This is a genomic window from Acetivibrio mesophilus (genome assembly GCF_004102745.1).
GTDB lineage: Bacteria > Bacillota > Clostridia > Acetivibrionales > Acetivibrionaceae > Hungateiclostridium > Hungateiclostridium mesophilum.
This window is the reverse complement of the sequence record NZ_RLII01000090.1, coordinates 1-1,075: the sequence shown is the minus strand read 5'-3', so window position 1 is coordinate 1,075 and position 1,075 is coordinate 1. Positions and strand designations below refer to the sequence as shown.

Here is a 1,075-nt window from a genome sequence, read left to right as displayed (position 1 = left end):
TATAATAGGGTATTCTGTCCTTTTTCTCACCGCTTTTAATTTTGTGAGGTCTAGCCCGTCCGGCGATGAGGACGAGCCCTTGAGGGCGGTGGGGGTGAATGCTTTTAAATGTAGTTCTCTAATCTACCCGGATACTGAATCATTAGTTGGCTGAGTACCCTATCCCAGTTCTTATACCGTTGTGTCCACTTCTTTACCACATTCATTGATGCCAAATACAGCATCTTTTCTAGTGAGTTATCACTTGGAAACATCGTTTTCGTTTTTGTGACTTTGCGATACTGTCGATGCAATCCTTCAATGATGTTAGTGGTGTAAATTATCCTCCTTATTTCCTCAGGAAATTTGAAGAATGGGCTTATCACATCCCAGTTATTTTCCCAACTTCGTATGGCATATGGGTATTCCTTTCCCCATTTGCTCTTAAGTTCACAAAACTTTTCTAATGCTACTTCTTCGTTAATTGCTCGATATACTTCCTTAAAGTCATTGCTAAAAGCTTTTATGTCCTTGAATGGTACATATTTAAAGGAATTTCGAAGTTGATGTATTATGCAGCGTTGTACTTCGGCCTTTGGATATGCCGCATTAATCGCTTCTTTTATACCTGTCAGTCCATCAACGCAAAATATTAGCACATCCTGTACTCCTCTGTTCTTAAGATCATTTAATACTCCAAGCCAAAATTTCGATGATTCGTTGTCACCAATCCAAATCCCCAAAATATCTTTGCTTCCTTCTGCTGTAACACCAAGAACAACATATGCCGCACGGTTTACTATTCTACCTTCATCTCGCACCTTGTAGTGAATTGCATCCATAAAAACAAACGTGTATATAGGTTCCAGCGGTCTTTGTTGCCATTCCTTGATTTCCGGAGCTATTCTGTCTGTAATCTTACTAACCATTTCGGGCGACAAACTAAAGCCGTAAAGTTCTTCAATTTGTTCACTAATATCCCGGGTGGACATTCCTCTGGCATACAGAGCAATAACTTTTTCTTCAATTCCGGAAACATTCCTCTGATACTTAGGTATAATTTGGGGTTTAAACTCTCCTTTGCGATCCCTTGGTA

At 39.7% G+C, this 1,075-nt stretch carries 1 protein-coding gene; it reads right to left on the bottom strand.

Translation table 11 applies throughout. The features are described from left to right. Positions 1-104 precede the first annotated feature (104 nt). Positions 105-1,075, bottom strand: a 971-nt coding sequence (locus EFD62_RS17375; RefSeq protein WP_128706600.1) for an IS256 family transposase, incomplete at its 5' end; no start/stop codon positions are given.